Annotated in this window: 20 protein-coding genes; 17 read left to right on the forward strand and 3 right to left on the reverse strand. The window is 39.8% G+C overall.

Translation table 11 applies throughout. The features are described from left to right. Positions 1-698: 698 nt before the first annotated feature. Positions 699-2,207 carry a DUF1846 domain-containing protein gene (locus R6U02_RS08620; RefSeq protein ID WP_410263207.1) on the forward strand — a complete coding sequence of 503 codons (1,509 nt, stop codon included), beginning with the start codon at positions 699-701 and terminating at the stop codon, positions 2,205-2,207. Between the two features lie 52 nt (positions 2,208-2,259). Continuing rightward, a complete protein-coding gene (locus R6U02_RS08625) occupies positions 2,260-3,234 on the forward strand; it encodes a diaminopimelate dehydrogenase (protein ID WP_410263208.1) in 975 nt (324 codons plus the stop codon). Between the two features lie 35 nt (positions 3,235-3,269). On the opposite strand, the gene R6U02_RS08630 is transcribed toward R6U02_RS08625, so the two are convergent. Continuing rightward, on the reverse strand, positions 3,270-3,680 hold the full coding sequence (locus R6U02_RS08630; RefSeq protein WP_410263209.1) for a ribonuclease HI family protein: 411 nt from the start codon (positions 3,678-3,680) through the stop codon (positions 3,270-3,272). 65 nt (positions 3,681-3,745) lie between these two features. Continuing rightward, a complete protein-coding gene (locus R6U02_RS08635; RefSeq protein ID WP_410263210.1) occupies positions 3,746-3,967 on the reverse strand; it encodes a cold-shock protein in 222 nt (73 codons plus the stop codon). A 163-nt stretch (positions 3,968-4,130) separates the two neighbouring features. Here R6U02_RS08635 and R6U02_RS08640 point away from each other — a divergent pair, with 163 nt between their 5' ends. From R6U02_RS08640 to R6U02_RS08650, 3 genes are all read left to right on the forward strand, one after another. Continuing rightward, positions 4,131-6,026: an ABC-F family ATP-binding cassette domain-containing protein gene (locus tag R6U02_RS08640; RefSeq protein ID WP_410263211.1), complete on the forward strand. Its 1,896-nt coding sequence runs from the start codon at positions 4,131-4,133 to the stop codon at positions 6,024-6,026. 6 nt (positions 6,027-6,032) lie between these two features. Continuing rightward, positions 6,033-6,977, forward strand: a complete 945-nt coding sequence (locus R6U02_RS08645) for a thymidylate synthase (protein WP_410263212.1) — start codon at positions 6,033-6,035, stop codon at positions 6,975-6,977. A gap of 66 nt (positions 6,978-7,043) precedes the next feature. Next, a complete protein-coding gene (locus tag R6U02_RS08650) occupies positions 7,044-7,532 on the forward strand; it encodes a dihydrofolate reductase (RefSeq protein WP_410263213.1) in 489 nt (162 codons plus the stop codon). A gap of 61 nt (positions 7,533-7,593) precedes the next feature. Here R6U02_RS08650 and trhA read toward each other — a convergent pair whose 3' ends face one another. Next, positions 7,594-8,250 (reverse strand): PAQR family membrane homeostasis protein TrhA, encoded by a 657-nt coding sequence (trhA, locus tag R6U02_RS08655; RefSeq protein ID WP_410263214.1) that lies wholly within the window; start codon positions 8,248-8,250, stop codon positions 7,594-7,596. Between the two features lie 169 nt (positions 8,251-8,419). Here trhA and R6U02_RS08660 point away from each other — a divergent pair, with 169 nt between their 5' ends. The 12 genes from R6U02_RS08660 to hslV all read left to right on the forward strand — a co-directional run bounded on the left by R6U02_RS08660 (position 8,420) and on the right by hslV (position 19,319). Then, positions 8,420-9,052 carry a YpmS family protein gene (locus tag R6U02_RS08660; RefSeq protein WP_410263215.1) on the forward strand — a complete coding sequence of 211 codons (633 nt, stop codon included), beginning with the start codon at positions 8,420-8,422 and terminating at the stop codon, positions 9,050-9,052. Between the two features lie 46 nt (positions 9,053-9,098). Further along, positions 9,099-9,620, forward strand: coding sequence for a peptide-methionine (S)-S-oxide reductase MsrA (gene msrA / locus R6U02_RS08665; protein WP_410263216.1), 522 nt, complete (start codon positions 9,099-9,101; stop codon positions 9,618-9,620). After that, positions 9,617-9,838 carry a YozE family protein gene (locus tag R6U02_RS08670; RefSeq protein WP_410263217.1) on the forward strand — a complete coding sequence of 74 codons (222 nt, stop codon included), beginning with the start codon at positions 9,617-9,619 and terminating at the stop codon, positions 9,836-9,838. Before msrA ends, R6U02_RS08670 begins: the two co-directional genes overlap by 4 nt. Before the next feature lie 24 nt (positions 9,839-9,862). Next, positions 9,863-10,582, forward strand: a complete 720-nt coding sequence (gene deoD / locus R6U02_RS08675; protein WP_410263218.1) for a purine-nucleoside phosphorylase — start codon at positions 9,863-9,865, stop codon at positions 10,580-10,582. 21 nt (positions 10,583-10,603) lie between these two features. Continuing rightward, positions 10,604-12,103: a S41 family peptidase gene (locus R6U02_RS08680; RefSeq protein ID WP_410263219.1), complete on the forward strand. Its 1,500-nt coding sequence runs from the start codon at positions 10,604-10,606 to the stop codon at positions 12,101-12,103. A 94-nt stretch (positions 12,104-12,197) separates the two neighbouring features. Further along, complete coding sequence (gene lepB, locus R6U02_RS08685; RefSeq protein ID WP_410263220.1) at positions 12,198-12,821, forward strand: signal peptidase I; 624 nt, start codon at positions 12,198-12,200, stop codon at positions 12,819-12,821. Positions 12,822-12,869: 48 nt separating this feature from the next. Beyond that, the gene (gene ylqF / locus R6U02_RS08690) at positions 12,870-13,742 is read left to right on the forward strand and encodes a ribosome biogenesis GTPase YlqF (protein ID WP_410263221.1); all 873 of its coding nucleotides are present in this window, start codon (positions 12,870-12,872) and stop codon (positions 13,740-13,742) included. Continuing rightward, positions 13,690-14,481 carry a ribonuclease HII gene (locus R6U02_RS08695; RefSeq protein ID WP_410263222.1) on the forward strand — a complete coding sequence of 264 codons (792 nt, stop codon included), beginning with the start codon at positions 13,690-13,692 and terminating at the stop codon, positions 14,479-14,481. Before ylqF ends, R6U02_RS08695 begins: the two co-directional genes overlap by 53 nt. An 83-nt stretch (positions 14,482-14,564) precedes the next feature. Beyond that, the gene (dprA, locus tag R6U02_RS08700; RefSeq protein ID WP_410263223.1) at positions 14,565-15,446 is read left to right on the forward strand and encodes a DNA-processing protein DprA; all 882 of its coding nucleotides are present in this window, start codon (positions 14,565-14,567) and stop codon (positions 15,444-15,446) included. Between the two features lie 142 nt (positions 15,447-15,588). Next, complete coding sequence (gene topA, locus R6U02_RS08705) at positions 15,589-17,658, forward strand: type I DNA topoisomerase (RefSeq protein ID WP_410263224.1); 2,070 nt, start codon at positions 15,589-15,591, stop codon at positions 17,656-17,658. Positions 17,659-17,853: 195 nt separating this feature from the next. Then, entirely contained in the window at positions 17,854-18,750 is an 897-nt protein-coding gene (gene xerC, locus R6U02_RS08710) for a tyrosine recombinase XerC (RefSeq protein WP_410263225.1), read from the forward strand. A 23-nt stretch (positions 18,751-18,773) separates the two neighbouring features. Continuing rightward, positions 18,774-19,319 carry an ATP-dependent protease subunit HslV gene (hslV, locus tag R6U02_RS08715; RefSeq protein ID WP_410263231.1) on the forward strand — a complete coding sequence of 182 codons (546 nt, stop codon included), beginning with the start codon at positions 18,774-18,776 and terminating at the stop codon, positions 19,317-19,319. Positions 19,320-19,325 lie beyond the last annotated feature (6 nt).

Consider the following 19,325-nt stretch of genomic DNA (forward strand, 5'->3'; position numbering starts at 1 on the left):
ATTATATCTAAATCTAAACTATGCTAAATTGATAATACCATAGTTAGTATTTAGGAAAGAAAGATATAGTTGGTAGCATATAGGAAATGAAGTCTTCCATTCGGGAATAAAATAATCTGTTTGAAGGAAAGTATACGTCAAGGGCGTGCAATCAGCCTAAGCGTGTCCTTCGCAGAGAGCAAGCATTCACAAAGGTCACGCAATCCGCTCAGGCGTGCCCTTCGCAGAGAGCAAGCACCCATGAAGGGAACTCAATCAGCCTAAGCATGCCCTTCACAAAGAGCAAGCACCCGCGAAGGTCACGCAATCCGCTCAGGCATGCCCTTCGCAGAGAGTAAGCACAAACGAAGGTAACGCAATACGCTCAGGCGTGCCCTTCACAAAGAGCAAGCATTCACAAAGGTCACGCAATCCGCTCAGGCGTGCCCTTCGCAGAGAGCAAGCACCCGCGAAGGTAACGCAATCAGTCTAAGCGTGACCTTTACAAAAAAAGAGTATGTATTATTATCTATATTATGAACAAACAAGAATCATGATGTAGCAATCGCTCGACGATTGCTTCCCCTTTTTATTGAATGAATGCAAAATAATTCGGCTTGTTTAAATGTGTCAGTTCTTAATTATCATAAAAGTCATTCAGTCTCTCAAGAATCAGTGTTATAATAGTAGAGATTGAAAAAGGAAACAGGAGGACGGTTATGTATAAAGTTGGTTTTGATACAGAAAAATATTTAAAAGAACAGTCTGCCTATATATTGGAACGGGTAGAAAATAGCGAAAAACTGTACTTGGAATTTGGCGGTAAGTTGATCGGTGACAAACATGCTAAACGTGTCCTACCGGGTTTTGATGAAGATGCAAAAATGAAATTACTGGCAACTTTAAAAGATAAAGCGGAAATAATCATATGTGTCTATGCTGGAGATATCGAACGTAATAAAGTGCGTGGTGACTATGGTATCACGTATGATCGTGATGTTTTACGTTTGATCGATGAATACAGGGCATATGGTATCCCGGTCAACAGTGTCTTGATTACACGATACCAGGAACAGCCTAATGTAAAGATATTCATGTCTAAACTAGAACGCAGTGGGATAAACGTGCATACGCACCATACTATTGAAGGTTATCCGACAAATGTGGATGCGATCCTCGGCGAAGAAGGGTTTGCCAAAAATGACTATATTGAAACAACAAAACCTTTAGTAGTCGTTACGGCTCCAGGCGCTGGCAGCGGTAAATTGGCTACGTGCTTGAACCAGCTTTATCATGAGTATGCTCACGGAAATAAAGCCAGCTACGCAAAATTTGAAACCTTTCCTGTTTGGAACATGCCTATCAAGCACCCGGTCAATATCGCTTATGAAGCAGCGACGGTCGATCTGAAAGATGTAAACATGATGGATAATTATCATTTTGAAGCTTATGGAGAAGTGGCTGTCAACTATAACCGCGATGTTGAAATGTTTCCGGTAATCAAACGGATCATTGAAAAAATAACGGGCAAACCATCTGTCTACAAATCACCGACTGACATGGGAGTCAATCGATTGAAATCAGGAATCATAGATGAAGAGGTTGTAGTGAAAGCAGCAAACGAAGAAATTATTCGTCGGGCGTTTTCGGTAGAAAATGATTTCAAAAAAGGCTTGGCAGACGAAGATACGTTGCGCCGGATTCAATTGATCCTGGAAGAATCTGACCTGAAAAAGAAAGACCGTACGACTGTAAGGTTTGCACGTTCGTATGCAAAAGAAGTAGAAGGGTATATGGATGATTCGAATTTACAAGCAGTCATTGCGATCGAGTTGAATAATGGTGAAATCATCACAGGCCGTACATCCAAACTAATGGATGCCTCAGCAGCAGCGGTGTTAAATGCGATAAAATCATTGGCCAATATAGCTGATGAAATCGACTTGCTGACACCTATGATTTTAGAGACGATTCAACACTTGAAAACAGATCAGCTGAATAGTAAAGTACCAACTCTATCAGCTAACGAACTGCTCATTGCTTTAGCTATAAGTGCCGTGACCAATCCGACGGCCCATCTTGCTTACGAACAATTGACCCATTTGAAAGATGCTCAAGCCCATTCAACGGTCATCATGAATCATGAAAATGAGCAAACCCTGAAAATGCTTGGGATGGATATTACAAACGATCCGGTTTATGCAACTGGGAATTTATATTATAATTAATATCAGGATTATCGAGGGATAATTACAAATCAAACAGAAAGAGAGTGATTCGATGGACACAACAAAAATTGGAATAGTCGGCTATGGCAATTTAGGCAGAGGGGTCGAAACAGGACTGAAGAATTCAGCTGATTTAGAACTGGTAGGTATCTTTTCCAGACGTCAGCCTGAGCAGTTAGACACCTCTTCACCAGCGTATCATATGGATGAACTGGCTGCATTTAAAGACAAAATCGATGTCTTGATATTATGTGGCGGTTCACAGAAGGACATACCCGTTCAAGCGCCGGAGCTGGCAAAGGCTTTTAACACCGTTGACACCTATGACAATCACAATGAAATTCCGAATCATTTCAATAAACTTGATAAGATAGCTAAAGAAAATAATACGGTCGCTGTTCTTTCAACAGGTTGGGATCCAGGCTTGTTTTCACTCAATCGTCTGTTCGCTGAATCAATATTACCCAAAGGTGAGACGTACACTTTTTGGGGTCCAGGTTTAAGCCAGGGACATAGTGATGCAGTCAGACGTGTTACAGGCGTTAAAAATGCTGTACAATATACCGTGCCTAAAGAAGAACTGGTTGATGCAGTTAAAAATAAAAAAGCAGTCGACTATAACAAGTTATCTGCCCATAAACGCGTCGTTTATCTTGTTTTGGAAGAGGGCGCAGATGAAAGCAAGATAAAAGAAACGATCGTCACGATGCCTGATTATTTTGAAGGTTATCAAACAGAAATCAACGTGATCGATCAAGCAGTATTTGATAAAGAACATGGCGGTATGCCTCATGGAGGAACGGTTATGAGACAAGGAAAAACGTCAGAGTCAGACACTGCTATCTATCAGTTTAGTCTGGATCTGGATTCAAATCCAGAATTCACTGCTGCCGTGGCTATTGCTTATGCACGTGCCGCCGGTAAGTTAGCTCGCGAAAAACAATTCGGAGCTAAAACAGTCTTTGATATCGCTCCGTCATATCTTTCACCAAAAAGCGCTGAAGATTTAAGAAAAGAATTGCTCTAAGACAAAAAAAGTAGAAAGCGAAGAGGAAAACTTCTTCACTTTCTACTTTTTCTTTGTTTAGCCAAAGCCTGTTTGGCCAGGTTATCGGCACCTTTATTTTCTTTTTCAGGAATCCATTTGATCTCGTAAAAAGACAAAGCAGCAAGGGACTGCATGATCGATTGAAATGTCTCTAAGTAAAGGCTATTTTTGATGTGGTTTTTTTTGATTGCTTCGGCAACGAGTTGACTGTCTGTATGAAATATCGTCCATTCGTCGGTCCGTTGTTGTTCAATAGGCCAATTGACGGCATGAGAGAAAGCCAGCAGTTCTGCGAGATGGTTATCTTCCATCGATGAGAGAGGGATGGCTAATTGTTCATAAAGATTTTCTCCAACGATCACAAGCCCTGCCCCTGCTATTTTTTCTTTTGGCGATACTGCCGCATCACTATAGATTTTTAACATCTTCATCCGCTCCATAAAATAAATAGAAAAAGCCAGTCTCAAACGAGAGCTGACTTTGCCATTTATTAGATATCTTCATTAGTCGTTTCGACGACACTGACATTTGTAGCTTGAGGACCGCGTGATCCCTCCACTATTTCAAACTCGACTGTTTGGCCTTCATTTAAAGCTTTATATCCATCCATGTTGATACCTGTGAAATGAACAAAAACATCATCTTCATCGTTATATTCCAAAAAACCGTAGCCTTTTTGATTGTTAAACCATTTAACAGTACCTGTAGTCATCGTTTTACCCCCTAATGATTCCTTAAGTATAGTTATCTAACGCTTTCAGTATAAAGGATAACGATTTCATAGTCAATCATAGAGGATAAACGAAATTTAAGTTAAAAAGCAGTACCGAGTGTGCTAGAATGAGTAAGAATCTAATGTTGAGGAGCAATTATTTATGAAAGAATGGAAAATCGAACATTTAACACATTCATATGGCATGAAAACCTTGTTTGACGACGTATCCTATTCGATAAAAGAAAAGCGAAGAATCGGATTGATCGGCGTTAACGGTACAGGAAAAACGACCTTCTTACGCATCGTTGCGGGAGAGTTGAAACCGGATGTGGGAGACATATCAAAACCGGGTGAGTATGAAATAAGCTATCTCAGTCAAAAAAATCAGTTGGATACGAATAAAAGTATTTTTGATGTTGTATTTGATGGGGATTCTCCCATGATAAAAGCAGCTAAAAACTACGAAGAAGTTTTGATGAAATTGACCAAAGAACCGACAAATCCAGTCGTTCAGCAAGCCTTCACTGAAGCAGAGAAAAGAATGAATCAGGAAGATGCGTGGAATGTCAACGCACGGGCCGATGCGATATTAAACAAACTGGGATTAGAAGACAGCGATAAAATAGTAGGGGACTTATCTGGTGGACAGCAAAAAAGAGCGGCATTAGCGCAGGTGCTTATTCAAGAACCGGATTTACTAATTCTTGATGAACCTACCAACCATCTCGATTTTCAGATGATCGAATGGTTAGAGGGATATCTAGCTAGCTACCGTGGATCACTCCTGATGGTTACGCATGACCGATACTTTTTAGACCGCGTTGCAAATGAAATTGTTGAACTTGATAATGGGAAAATGGAACAGTATCCTGGAAATTATCAGCAGTACATCGCACTGAAAGCTGAAAAAGAAACAACAGAACAGCAGATCGCCCATAAACAGAAACAGTTATACAAACAGGAACTGGCGTGGATGCGTGAAGGTGTAAAAGCGCGAGGGACGAAACAAGAAGCACGAAAAAGTCGCTTTTCTCAGCTAGAAGAAAAAGTTAAGGGACATGAAGATAAATCAGAATTAGAATTACAGTTATCAGGGACTCGTTTAGGCAAAAAGGTCCTGGAATTGGAAAATGCCTCAAAAAAATTGGATGAGACAGTTATTTTGGATCAGTTCAACTTACTGATCCAACAAACTGATAGAATAGGTATCACTGGCGTAAATGGTGCAGGAAAAACAACATTTTTAAACATTCTAGCAGGTGAAGAACGACTAGATGATGGTCTGTTTATTATTGGTGAAACTGTCAAAATCGGATATTATAAACAATTGACTGAAGAATTCGATGAAGATAAACGGGTGATCACTTACTTGAGAGAGATTGCGGAAGAAGTAAACCTTTCAGACGGCTCTTCTATTAGTGTGTCACAGTTGCTCGAACGCTTTCTGTTTAAACGTTCAATGCATGGGTCGCCAATCAATAAATTATCGGGTGGAGAAAAACGTCGCTTGTATTTACTCAAAATACTGATGCAGCAACCCAATGTCTTGCTCTTGGATGAACCAACGAACGACTTGGATGTTCAGACATTGACTATATTGGAAGAGTTTATCGGTCAGTTCAATGGTGCCGTTATTGCTGTTTCCCATGATCGCTATTTTATCGATAAGATTGCTAATAAGCTACTTGTATTTAAAGGCGAAGGAGAAATTGAAGAAAGTTATGCCACGTTATCTGAATATTTGGAACTGAATGATCAGACTAAGAAAGAAAAAAAAAGAAAACCTCAAAAAAATGGTGAGAAACCAAAAGAAAATAGGCAAGAAAAGAAAGAAAAAGCAGCACCCACATATATGGAAAAGAAAGAATGGGAAACAATAGAATCCGAAATTGAAGCATTGGAATTAGAACTTGAAAAAGTGCAATCTGAAATTGGAAATGCTGGCATTGATCATGTGAAATTAGCCGGATTAACGGATAAACAAACTGAATTAAATCATCAGCTGGAAGAAAAGTATAGCCGCTGGGAATATTTAGCCAGCTTGAATAAGGAGTGAAGCAAAATGGAAAAAGAATATCTCGATTTAGCTAAACGTATTTTAGATGAAGGCACTGAAAAACAAGATAGAACTGGCACAGGAACAAAATCAGTTTTTGGTCACCAGATGCGTTTTGATTTACAAAAAGGATTTCCCTTGCTAACGACTAAACGTGTCTATTTCAAGCTGATCAAAAGTGAACTCTTGTGGTTCTTAAAAGGAGATACCAATATCCGGTTTTTATTAGAGAATAATAATCACATTTGGGACGAATGGGCCTTTGAAACATATGTTAAGAGTGAAGATTATAAAGGTCCTGATATGACGAACTTTGGTTTACGTTCACAAGAAGATGAGGACTTTAAAGAAGAATATAGCAAACAAATGGCTGCATTCAGAGAGAAAGTACTAGAAGATGATGCATTTGCTGAACAATATGGTTCACTCGGGAATGTTTATGGCGCACAGTGGCGTGCTTGGCAAAAGAAAGATGGCGGATTTATCGATCAAATCAAGAATGTGATTGAGTCGATTAAAACGAACCCTGATTCTAGACGTCATATTGTCTCAGCCTGGAATCCGGAAGAAATCCCGACGATGGCACTACCGCCTTGTCATACGTTATTCCAATTTTATGTGGATGGCAATAAACTCAGCTGTCAACTCTATCAACGGAGTGGAGACGTCTTTTTGGGTGTACCTTTCAACATAGCAAGCTACGCGTTGCTTACACATCTCGTGGCTCAAGAAACGGGTCTGGAAGTGGGAGATTTTGTACACACTTTAGGGGATGCGCATTTATATTTGAATCACATGGATCAAATCAACCAACAGCTCTCAAGAGAACCAAGACCATTTCCAAGTATTAAATTAAACAAAGATAAGAGCATATTTGATTTCGGAATGGATGACATTGAAATCATTGATTATCATCCGCATAAAGGAATAAAAGCACCTATAGCAGTCTGAAAACTAAACTAATTGTTATATGCAAATGAGTGGTTTCGTATAACAACTATCGAAAGGGGTGCTTCTATGATAACGTTTGTCTGGGCAGAAGATGAAAATGGATTGATTGGTGAAAAGGGTGAATTGCCGTGGCATCTACCGGCAGACATGCAGTTTTTTAAGCGTGTGACATTAACCGGAGACGTCGTGATGGGCAGGAAAACATTGGAAAGCATACCGAATCCGCCTTTGAAAAAGAGAGATAATTTTGTGTTAACATCGAACGAAAATTTTTCTTTAAAAGGTGTCACCGTGTGTCATTCCAAGCAAGAGGTTTTAGAAAAAACTAAAGAAGCCGAAAAACCTCTGCACGTCATCGGAGGGGTATCATTATTTGAACTATTCAAAGAAGATGTCGATATGTTATATCGCACAGTTATCCATGAATCGTTTGCGGGTGACACGTACATGCCACCGATCGACTATACCAAGTTCGAATTGATAGAAGAGAAAAAAGGTCACGTCGACGAAAAGAATAAATACCCGCATACATTTCAAATTTTTAAAAGAAAATAAAAAGCTGCTTGAATGAGTCCGTTAGACTCATTCAAGCAGCTTAATGTTATTTGATTTAGTTTTAAGTGTAGAGATAAATGGAAAAGAACATACAAATGGTTCCGGTTAAAACAAACAAATGCCAGACAACGTGCATATATTTAACATGTTTTAATCGATAGAACAGAGCACCAACAGTGAATGAAAGACCACCAGCTAATAGCCAAATGAAGCCTTGTGTACCTAATCCCTGATACAGGTTGTGTATGAAGAATATTGAAATCCATCCCATCGCGATGTAAAGCCAGACAGACAACCCTTGAAATTTTTTGAACCAGACGGCTTTATAAAGGACACCTAGAAACGCAATCGTCCAGATCAGTGTGGTTAAGAAGATCCCCAAGTTGCCACCAATGGTGATAAGCGTATAGGGAGTATACGTACCCGCTATCAACAGGAAGATGCTGCTGTGATCAATTATTTGAAAGACTTGTTTTGCTTTTGTAAAGGCTAAGCTGTGATAAAGGGTGCTGGACAGGTAGAGTAAAATGAGTGAGACACCGTAAATAGTATATGACGTTAATTCTACTAAACCGCCCATTTCTAGTCCTTTTTGAATGAGAAAGACTAAAGCAACGATGCTTAATATGACGCCGATACCATGAGTGACTGCATTTAATACTTCATTGACTATCATGTATCTCCTGCTAAATGTTGGCGTTTTTATTTGATCTGGCATAGTGGCCTCCTTAACCTTTTACTTTCTGTACGAATATACAAAATTTTGGTATACTATTATAGAAAGATTTATGTAATTCACTATTTTTTATTAGTATAACATAGATAAAAATATTGCACATGACAAAAATTTGAGTGATTAACTCGCTCGCAAAAGGAGGAGAGATTATTTGACTGATACAAGAGGAAAGAGAACAACTGACCATAAAGGCAGTGGCTGGAAATGGGCGTTCATTATCTTGTTACTATTAAATGTCGGAGGACTTATTTGGCTGGGCATACAATTAAATGTTTTATCAGACAGTGGAGAAGCCCTGCCGGAAAGTGAAGAAATAGTTGTGTCAGACGATGCACTGGAATTTGAATTAGTCACTGATAAGCAACAAGTCAACCAGGTAATCAATCTTTATTTGCAGGAAGAATTAGATGAACGTTTCTCAGGCCATACAGTTATTGTAAGTGACTTAGTTGAACTGGAAGGGGCATTAAATGTCTTTGGATTTGATGTTGATTATGGTTTATACATGGAACCCCTGGTCATGGATAACGGGAATCTGCAGCTTCGTGCTCAAAGCATTCAATTGGGTTCGTTTGAGTTGCCCATCGGGATTGCTTTAAATATTTTGAGTCAACAACTGGAATTACCCGAATGGATCAAAATTGATAGCGAACAGGAATACATTTTAGTGGCATTTAACGAATTTGCTTCTGAGAACGATTTGCAATTTAAAATGAGGAAAATAGACCTAGAGGCTGATAACATTAGATTGGATATCATTTTGCCTGAAGAAGCGATAAAATAATATACTAAGGTGGTTTCACGCCTTTATAGAGAAAGGATTTTCTTGATTGGAAAAGGCACTATTTGCAGGAGGGTGTTTCTGGTGTATGGTTCATCCTTTTGAAACAATGAATGGAATAGAAAAGGTTGTTTCTGGTTACACAGGGGGTCATATTCCCCATCCGACTTATGAACAAGTTAAGGAACAAAAAACAGGACACACGGAAGCTGTGTTAGTTTACTATGATGAGGCTATACTCTCTTACGACGATCTTTTGACTATTTATTGGCAGCAGACAGATCCTACAGATGCCATGGGTCAATTTATGGACCGGGGAGAGAGTTATCGTCCCGTTATCTTCTATTATGATGATAACCAGAAAAACATGGCGGAAGCTTCTAAACATAAGCTTGAAGCTTCGAATCAGTATGATAAACTTATCGTGACGACAATAGAAGCGGCAGGTCCGTTTTATCCTGCAGAAGAAGAACATCAGGAATTTCATAAAAAGAATCCGGCTGCGTACGCAAGAGAAAAAGAACAGCGAAAACAATGGGCCGAGACACATGTTCAGGAGGTTAGTGAATGAGACGCTCATTTTATCATTATGTGAAAACGTTAAGAGACCCCTATAAGAAAGATGAGATGACGTTATTCGCTAATGCCGTCGACAAGGATGGCACATTTCCGAAGCAATCAAAAAGCTATGATGAGATATCTAATTATCTAGAGATGAACGGGGATTATGTCGTTTCTATGGATATTTTTGATAAAGTCTTTCGATCATATGAAGAAAATAATAAATAATAATTTTTTAAAGGAGAATGTAAAATGAGTGTACACATAGAAGCAAAAAAAGGTGAAATCGCAAAAACAGTCTTAATGCCTGGAGATCCACTCCGCGCGAAGTATATTGCTGAAACATTTTTAGAAGATGTTAAACAGTATAATACGGTAAGAAATGCCTTTGGTTACACGGGAACATATAAAGGCGTAGCCATTTCTGTTCAGGGAACGGGTATGGGCATTCCTTCGGTTATGATTTACGGTGAAGAGCTTATTCAGGAATACGGCGTAGAAAATCTGATTCGCGTGGGTTCTGCTGGTGGAATGAAAAAAGAAGTGAAAATTCGAGATGTCGTTTTAGCTCAAGCAGCGACAACAGACTCAAGTTTGCACCGTCATATTTTCAATAACCAGGTGGATTTCGCTCCTATCGCTGACTTTGATCTGCTCAGACATGCCTACGACGTGGGTATGGAGAAAAATATGTCTATCCGTGTCGGTAACGTACTCAGTGCGGATCGTTTTTACAATGAAGAATTAGACAAACAAAAATTAGCGGATTATGGTATATTAGCAGTTGAAATGGAAGCGGCTGGACTCTATTCACTCGCTGCCAAACACAATAAGAGAGCCTTAGCTTTATTGACCATTAGTGATCATTTATTAACTGGAGAAGAAACAACATCTGAAGAAAGACAAACAACGTTTAACGATATGATGATCATTGCCCTAGAAGCAGCGTTGAGAATGGAAGCAACCAAGTAAATTTTAGAGAAGAGGCATCCTATGCAACACGAACCAAATGAGACCAAAGAGACAAAAAAAGTCAGTTTGACCCTATACATTGCATCTTTAGTGATTGTGCTTCTCGTAGCGGTTTTAGGAACGGTCTGGATGTTAAATGTTGTCCAGAGCTCTTCTGATGAAACAGTTTCTGATACGAATTCAGAAGAAGTGGATTCGGTTTTGGATTCTGAAGAAATCGCTTCATCTGCGGATTTCCGACCTTTAGAAGAAGTCTATTCGATTTTAATGACCCAATATTTAGAAGAGGTGGATTCAGACACGTTGATCCAAGGCGCTTTGACAGGAATGGCTGACGCCGTGGATGATCCTTACACCACCTATTTAGATGAAGTTGAATCTTCTTCTATGAATGAGGATATTGAAGGATCGTTCGAGGGGATCGGTGCTGAAGTGATGAAGGAAGGAGAGTATGTTCGTATTATTTCTCCTATTGCAGGTTCGCCTGCAGAGCAAGCGGGATTATTGCCTAATGACCTGATAGCTGAAGTAGACGGTGAATCAGTCGCTGAGATGTCGATCAATGAAGCAGTGGCGTTAATTCGCGGACCACAGGGATCTGAGGTTAAATTGCTTATTGTCAGAGGAGACAATGAATTTAATGTCACGATAACAAGAGACTCTATTCCGGTCGAATCGGTTGTTTATGAATTAGATGCTGAAAACCCGACGATTGGATATGTGCACATTACCAATTTTAACCGACCAACGTATCAGGAATTAGTGGATGCGATTGAAGCTTTGGAACAAGAGGGTGCTGAAGAATTTATCTTTGATGTCAGGGGTAACCCGGGAGGTCTTCTTGATTCTGCCCTACAGCTCTCAAACGTTTTTGTTGAAGATGGCGAGCCTCTCATGCAATCACAGGGTAGAGATGAAGAGCCTTACATTTATACAGCCAATTCTGATCAACTAGGTGAATTCAAATTTGATAAAGACAGCGTATTGCTCATTGACGGCGGCAGCGCCAGTGCATCAGAAATTTTAGCTGGAGCGATGAGTCAGTCTGCTGATATTCCTTTGATCGGCCAGTCAACGTTTGGCAAAGGGACGATTCAAAATGTCCTGGACATTACCGGCGATGGTGAAATCAAATTCACTGCTGGGAAGTGGCTGACAGCTGATGGGACGTGGATCAACGAAGAGGGGATTCAACCGGATATTGAAGTGGAAATGCCCGAATACATTAACCTGTTATACATTGATCAGGAAGAAACCTATGCAACTGGAGACGTTTCTGAAGAGATTCAAAATCTCGAAAAAATACTGGATGCACTAGATTTTAATGTTGGCGAAATAGATTTCACTTATGATGAAGAAACGGAAGCAGCAGTTAAATCGTTCCAGGCAGAAAATGAGTTAGAAGAAGACGGCGTAGTGACAGGTACGACATCACGCACACTTATTGATAGACTGCGAGAACTGATAGAAGAAAACGATACCCAGTATGATGCAGCAGTTAATTATTTACTGGAGAACTAGGAAAGGAGAGAAAGAAAATGATAGGTTGATGTTTAAGCCTGATTATTTTTCTTTCTCTATCTTTTTAAATATAGATTAGAGAGCAGGTCAGTTTATGAGTGAATCATCTTTTACGCCACGAAGAGAAAAATTTAATAAAAAACCTGAAAAAGAGAAATCTCTCTTTCAGGAATTATTAAGCACGTTAATTTATATTATTGTAATAAGTGGGGTATTTCTAAGTATCAGACTCTATGTTGTAGCTCCTGTAAGCGTTGAGGGAGCATCGATGGAGCCTACTTTAGAAGATCAGGACCGTTTGCTACTTTATAAACTGGGTGATATTGAGCGATTTGATGTTGTTGTTTTTCATGCTCCAGACGATACGGAAGATGATTCGGAAAAACAATATATTAAACGGGTCATCGGGGTTCCAGGAGATGAAATAACTTTTCAGGATCAAATGCTTTATATAAACGGTGAACCGATCGAAGAAAACTATATTGATTTGTCAGAAACAAGTGAATCTGATTTACAATCACTCAATAGTAATTTCAACTTGGCTTCACTGCAAGGAGTAGAAGAAGTGCCCGAAGGAACATTCTTTGTTTTAGGAGATAACCGAGTTAATTCTAAAGACAGTCGTTCTTTTGGATTTATAGATAAAGAATCAGTCACTGGAAGAACAAAGTTGCGTATATGGCCGCTGGATCGTTTTGGCTTTATTAACGAAGATTAATGATTGATTGAACAATTGATTTCATAAATGAAAGAAGAGGATAGACACATGATACAATGGTACCCGGGTCATATGGCTAAGGCCAAGAGACAATTTATAGAAAAACTGAAAATGGTTGACGTCGTATATGAACTTATTGATGCGCGTATTCCTTATTCGAGCAGAAATCCTGATGTTAAAACCATGATCGGGAACAAACCCCATGTAGTTGTTTTAATGAAAAGTGATCTAGCCGATCCTAGACAAACGTCAGCATGGCTCAGAGACTACGAAGAGAAAGGCATACCCGCTATTTCAATCAACGCGAAAGAGGGTCAAGGTCTTAAAGAAATTTTAAAGTTAACAAAAAAAGTATTGAAGCCTTTCTTTGATAAACGGGAAGCGAAAGGTATGAAACCTCGCGCAATCAGAGCCGTATGTGTGGGGATACCGAATGTGGGGAAATCGACCCTGATCAATCGGTTTGCGCACAAAAACATTGCAATAACTGGAAATAAACCCGGCGTCACTAAAGCACAACAATGGATCAAATATGGAAAAGAACTTGAACTGCTAGATACCCCAGGGATTTTGTGGCCTAAATTTGAGGACCAGGAAGTGGGTAGGAAATTAGCTGTAACAGGTGCGATCAAAGACGCGTTATTACATCTTGATGATATTGCTCTTTATGCCATGAGTTATTTGAGGGAACACTATCCAGGCGCTATAAGTGAGCGCTATAAATTGGCTGATGGTTTAGAAAAAGAACTTGAATTGCCTGATTTACTCTTGGAAATCACTAAAAAAAGAGGTTTGCGGGATGATTATGAACGTGGAGCGGAAATGTTTATCTACGAATTGAGAAACGGACAGTTAGGAAGGATAACACTTGAACGACCAGAAGACATCTACGCAAAAGACACTAACGATCAAAGCAATTAAAGATAGCCTAAAAGCGAACGCTGACATATCGCGTAACTATTTAGCAGAGTTGCAAGAAGACCCTAGAAAAGGGGTTCAGTTAGCCCTTAAACAATATGAGACAAGGCTTGAGAAAAAGGCCTTGCTCTATGAAAATTATGAATTGATGCAAGCTTATGAGAGAGCCTACCGAAAGAAAGGTAAACAGTTCATTGCGGGCATCGATGAAGTTGGGAGAGGGCCACTAGCTGGTCCGGTAGTTTCCGCAGCGGTGATCTTACCGGAGGAACCTGACCTAGTTGGGATCAATGATTCTAAACAACTCAGTGAAGCGGAGCGGGAAAAATGGGCGATAAAAATAAAAGAGGTTGCTTTAGCAATCAATTATTCAATCGTCTCTCCTGAAATCATTGATTCCTTGAATATTTATCAAGCCACGAAAGTATCAATGAAAGAATCAGTGGAAGGCTTAAGTATCCAGCCTGATTGTTTGCTGATCGACGCGATGCGCATCAACAGTCCGATCACTCAAGAAAAAATAATAAAAGGCGATGCCAAAAGTATTTCCATCGCTGCGGCATCCATTATCGCAAAAGTGACGCGTGACAATATAATGAAGGATTTAGCGGTAACGTACCCGGGGTATGGATTTGAAAGAAATGCCGGGTATGGAACAAAAGATCATTTACAAGGATTAAAAAACTTGGGTGTGACACCTATCCATCGTCAATCGTTCAGACCAGTAAAAGATTTACTTTAAATTCCCAACAAAAATAATGAGTTTTTATTTCTTTCAACAATGAAAGAGATAGAAACTTATTTTTTTTATTAGGAGATGAATAGATGCCGATCATCAACACTGAAGAATATTTATTTAAGGTAGCGCACTGTCCCTTTTTAAGTCACCATGAGAAGTGGAAATGTGTCATCGACGCTTTACCCGAATTAAGTCGTTTCACTCATCTAAGAGAGACGGGTTACCTCTTCACGCATGCAAAGAAGCAGAAGTTCAATCAGTATTTACACGAATTTGACATTCTCAGTGTCAAAGAAAAATACCGGAAGGCGGATCTGCATACCGTTTCTCTGGAATCACTGAATTATCCGGATGCTTTGAAGAACACCTATGAACCACCTATCTTATTATTTTATAAGGGAGATTTTTCTTTACTTGATCGTGCACTGATAGGCATGGTCGGGGCACGTGACTGCACTGAGTATGGGGATAAGGTGCTGGATCAGCTTGTTCCTTCCATTATAGATAATAATATGGTAACTGTGAGCGGATTAGCCAGAGGTATCGATACGCTCGTTCATACCAAAACGATTGAAAACGGAGGAAAAACGATTGCGGTGATCGGTAATGGTATTGGCTATACCTATCCTAAAGAAAACAAAGCGCTGCAGGAGGAGATTGGGAGCCATCATTTATTGATATCTGAATACCCTCTAAATACCCCTCCAAGGAAACACCATTTTCCACTGCGCAACCGCATTATTGCCGGTCTTTCTCGCGGCACTGTGGTCGTGGAAGCAAAGGAACGAAGCGGAAGTTTGATCACGGCACGTCTGGCACTGGAAGAAGGAAGAGACGTGTTCGCTGTGCCTGGTTCGATTTTCAGTGAACATTCAAAAGGCTGTCTGGATTTGATCAAATTAGGCGCCATTTCCTGTCGATCAGCGGAAGATATTTACACCGAATGGAACCTGGATTTTGTGAAATAATTAATTAAATACAATTTTTAAAGTTGACAAAGTCATTTCATATGCCATATGATAGGTTACGATTCTTATTAAGAACGATAACAAGACGCATTGACAGTAATACGCGCAAAAAAATATGGTATAAGAGGAAGGAGCCTGCAATTTGGCTTATAAATATTTAGTCATTGTAGAATCGCCTGCAAAAGCAAAAACAATAGAAAAATATTTAGGGAGAAACTATAAAGTAGTAGCCAGTTTAGGACACATCAGAGATTTACCGAAAAGTCGTATGGGTATCGATTTTGAAAATGATTATGAACCTGACTATATAACCATTCGTGGTAAAGGTCCGGTTATCAAAGATTTAAAGAAACACGCGAAAAAGGCTGAAAAAGTTTTTCTCGCAGCTGACCCGGATAGAGAAGGCGAAGCGATAGCCTATCACTTAAGTTTTATACTCAAGCTTGATAATGCTGAAAAAAACAGAGTGGTATTCAATGAAATCACAAAAGATGCAGTAAGGAATGCACTCAAGAATCCGCGACACATAAATGAAGATTTGGTTCATTCCCAGCAAGCGAGACGGGTCCTCGACCGTATTGTGGGTTATCAGATCAGTCCGTTGCTCTGGAAAAAAGTTAAGCGTGGTTTGAGCGCGGGACGCGTACAATCTGTTGCCTTGAAAATAATTTGCGACCGTGAAGAAGAAATCAAAAACTTCGATCCGGAAGAATACTGGTCAATTGAAGCCCAGTTCAAAAAAGAGAAAAAAATATTTGAAGCGAATTTTTATGGACTCAACAATAAAAAGACAAAACTGCCTGATAATGAAGCTGTACAAGAGGTAATGAAGAAACTTGATCAGTCTGGTGACTTTGATGTCACTAAAGTAATCAAGAAAGAACGCAAACGTAATCCCTATGCGCCATTTACAACCAGTAGCCTGCAACAGGAGGCGGCTGGTAAACTGAATTTCAGAACAAGAAAAACGATGATGGTCGCTCAACAGCTTTACGAAGGGATCTCATTAGGTAAAGGCGGAACCACAGGATTGATCACGTACATGCGTACCGATTCAACGCGTCTGTCAGAAACGGCGAAACAAGAAGCCAATGAAGTGATCGTCAGTGAATACGGTTCAGAATATGCTGCAACGGATCCAAAAAAACAAAAGAATATTGAATCTGCACAAGATGCGCATGAAGCGATCAGACCGACAAGTGCGATGAGAAAACCAGATGATATCAAGCAGAACCTGTCAAAAGATCAATTCAAATTGTATCAATTGATCTGGTCTCGTTTTATTGCAAGTCAGATGAAACCAGCGATTTATGATACGGTGCGTGTTGATATCGAACAGAATGGTGTCTTGTTTAGAGCGAACGGTTCTCAAATCAAATTCAAAGGGTATCAAATGGTGTATGCTGAAAGCAAAAAAGATAAAGACAATATCCTACCTGATTTAACTGAAGGGGATAAGATCAAGTTAGAATCGATTGAGCCTAATCAGCATTTCACGCAGCCACCTGCTCGTTACAGTGAAGCCACGTTGATCAAAACACTGGAAGAAAACGGCGTGGGGCGTCCCTCGACGTATGCACCGACTTTGGAAACCATTCAGCGCCGGTACTATGTGACGTTACAAAGTAAACGTTTCGAACCGACTGAAATTGGAACCATCGTGAACACCATCATTGAGGAGTTTTTCCCTAATATCGTGGATGTCCACTTCACGGCTGATATGGAGAAAGATTTAGATGCTGTTGAAGAGGGTAAAAAAGAATGGATCGATGTCATCGATCAGTTCTACCAACCATTTAAAGAAGAAGTAACCATCGCAGAAAAAGAACTGGAAGAAGTTGAAATTGAAGATGAGCCCGCAGGCTTTGACTGTGAAAAATGCGGCTCACCGATGGTCATTAAAATGGGCCGTTATGGTAAATTTTATGCGTGTTCCAACTTCCCCGACTGCCGCAACACGAAAGCTATTGTTAAAAAAATAGGTGTGACATGTCCAACCTGTAAAAAAGGCGAAGTAGTGGAACGTAAGTCCAAGAAAAATCGGATCTTCTACGGATGCGAAAATTACCCTGAATGCGAGTTCACCTCATGGGATAAACCAATTGGACGCGACTGTCCGAAATGTGATCATTACCTGGTCGAGAAGAAAACGAAAAAACAAACCCAAGTTGTTTGTTCTAACTGTGACTATAAAGAAGAACCACAACAATAAACCAACCAGCAAAAGCGGAACAACTCAATCTCAAACGAGTTGCTCCGCTTTTTTTCTTTAAAATGAAGAAACTGATCTTGCCAGTTTCTTCATTTTTTAATGGCTCAACGTTATAAGTCTTATTTTCTTCTTCTTTTCACTCTATGCGTGAACGACTCACATATGGTAAAATGACAGAAGTGAGGAGAGATACTCATGGAAAATAAATGGATCATGCTATTTTCAAATTATTTGATGAATGAACGTCATTATTCCGAGCATACTAACCTCGCTTATATTGACGATTTACAAGCGTTTGAGCAGTTTTTAAAAGAGACAGGGGAAGAGGATGTCTTGGCTGTCAAACTGTCTGATGCACGGATATATTTAAGTTATTTAACGGATAAAGAGTATGCACGTGCGTCCATCTCCAGGAAAATTTCGAGTATCCGGGCATTTTATCAGTTTTTGTTAAATAACGAAATAGTAAATGACAATCCTTTTTCATATATACAGCTTAAAAAACGTGGGTCTCGTTTACCTAACTTCTTTTATGAAGAAGAAATGAAGGCTTTGTTTGAAGCGACAGAAGGAGATGCGCCTCTTGATTTGCGTAACCTTGCCTTACTTGAAATCTTGTACGGGACAGGGATACGTGTGAGTGAATGTCAAGGTATCCAACTAGCTGACATTGACTTTGAGATGGGCATGCTTTTTGTAACAGGTAAAGGCCGTAAGGAACGCTACATCCCTTTTGGACATTATGCGAGCGAAGCCATGAAAGCGTATATCGAAAATGGGCGACAACCTTTGATGTCGAAATACAATAAAGACCATGACTGTCTGTTCATCAATCATCACGGAGATCAGATCACTCAAAATGGGATTCAATTCGTGCTGACTCAGTTGATCAAAAAGAGTTCGCTGACCCATAACATAACTCCACATATGCTGCGTCATACGTTTGCAACGCATTTACTTAATAACGGCGCAGATATACGAACGGTACAGGAATTATTAGGACATAAGAGTTTATCGTCAACACAGATCTACACGCATGTGACAACAGAACATCTGCAGAAAGATTATAATTCGTATCACCCCAGAGCATAAACAGAACACTTTAAAATGGAGGAATAAAAATGACACAGTTTCATGCAACAACGATATTAGCTATACAGCACAATGGCGAATGTGCCATGGCTGGAGACGGACAAGTCACTATGGGCGAATCAGTCATCATGAAAGGGACTGCCCGCAAAATAAGAAAAATATATAACAACGAAGTCCTTGTCGGTTTCGCCGGCAGCGTGGCGGATGCGTTTACTTTAGAAGAAAAATTTGAAGGCTATTTGAACCAGTACAACGGTCATTTGATGCGTGCGGCAGTAGAACTGGCTAAAGAATGGCGTACGGATAAAATGATGAAAAACCTGGAAGCCCTGCTGATCGTCATGAATAAAGAACAAATACTCCTGATTTCAGGAAATGGCGAAGTGATTCAGCCGGATGATGGCATATTAGGCATCGGTTCAGGCGGGAATTTTGCTTTGTCAGCTGCCAGAGCTTTGAAAAAACACGGCGAAAACTTAACTGCCGAACAAATAGCAAAAGATAGTTTAAACATTGCCGCAGATATCTGCGTCTACACTAACCACAATATCGTGTCAGAAAAACTGTAAGGAGAA

Source organism: Alkalibacterium sp. (genome assembly GCF_046484155.1).
Classification (GTDB): domain Bacteria; phylum Bacillota; class Bacilli; order Lactobacillales; family Carnobacteriaceae_A; genus Alkalibacterium.

Excerpts from the sequence above, each read along its gene's own strand:
- R6U02_RS08620 (WP_410263207.1), top strand. The coding sequence starts at position 699 with ATGTATAAAGTTGGTTTTGATACAGAAAAATATTTAAAAGAACAGTCT.
- R6U02_RS08625 (WP_410263208.1), top strand. The coding sequence starts at position 2,260 with ATGGACACAACAAAAATTGGAATAGTCGGCTATGGCAATTTAGGCAGA.
- R6U02_RS08630 (WP_410263209.1), bottom strand. The coding sequence starts at position 3,680 with ATGTTAAAAATCTATAGTGATGCGGCAGTATCGCCAAAAGAAAAAATA.
- R6U02_RS08635 (WP_410263210.1), bottom strand. The coding sequence starts at position 3,967 with ATGACTACAGGTACTGTTAAATGGTTTAACAATCAAAAAGGCTACGGT.
- R6U02_RS08640 (WP_410263211.1), top strand. The coding sequence starts at position 4,131 with ATGAAAGAATGGAAAATCGAACATTTAACACATTCATATGGCATGAAA.
- R6U02_RS08645 (WP_410263212.1), top strand. The coding sequence starts at position 6,033 with ATGGAAAAAGAATATCTCGATTTAGCTAAACGTATTTTAGATGAAGGC.
- R6U02_RS08650 (WP_410263213.1), top strand. The coding sequence starts at position 7,044 with ATGATAACGTTTGTCTGGGCAGAAGATGAAAATGGATTGATTGGTGAA.
- trhA (WP_410263214.1), bottom strand. The coding sequence starts at position 8,250 with ATGCCAGATCAAATAAAAACGCCAACATTTAGCAGGAGATACATGATA.
- R6U02_RS08670 (WP_410263217.1), top strand. The coding sequence starts at position 9,617 with ATGAGACGCTCATTTTATCATTATGTGAAAACGTTAAGAGACCCCTAT.
- deoD (WP_410263218.1), top strand. The coding sequence starts at position 9,863 with ATGAGTGTACACATAGAAGCAAAAAAAGGTGAAATCGCAAAAACAGTC.
- R6U02_RS08680 (WP_410263219.1), top strand. The coding sequence starts at position 10,604 with ATGCAACACGAACCAAATGAGACCAAAGAGACAAAAAAAGTCAGTTTG.
- lepB (WP_410263220.1), top strand. The coding sequence starts at position 12,198 with ATGAGTGAATCATCTTTTACGCCACGAAGAGAAAAATTTAATAAAAAA.
- ylqF (WP_410263221.1), top strand. The coding sequence starts at position 12,870 with ATGATACAATGGTACCCGGGTCATATGGCTAAGGCCAAGAGACAATTT.
- dprA (WP_410263223.1), top strand. The coding sequence starts at position 14,565 with ATGCCGATCATCAACACTGAAGAATATTTATTTAAGGTAGCGCACTGT.
- xerC (WP_410263225.1), top strand. The coding sequence starts at position 17,854 with ATGGAAAATAAATGGATCATGCTATTTTCAAATTATTTGATGAATGAA.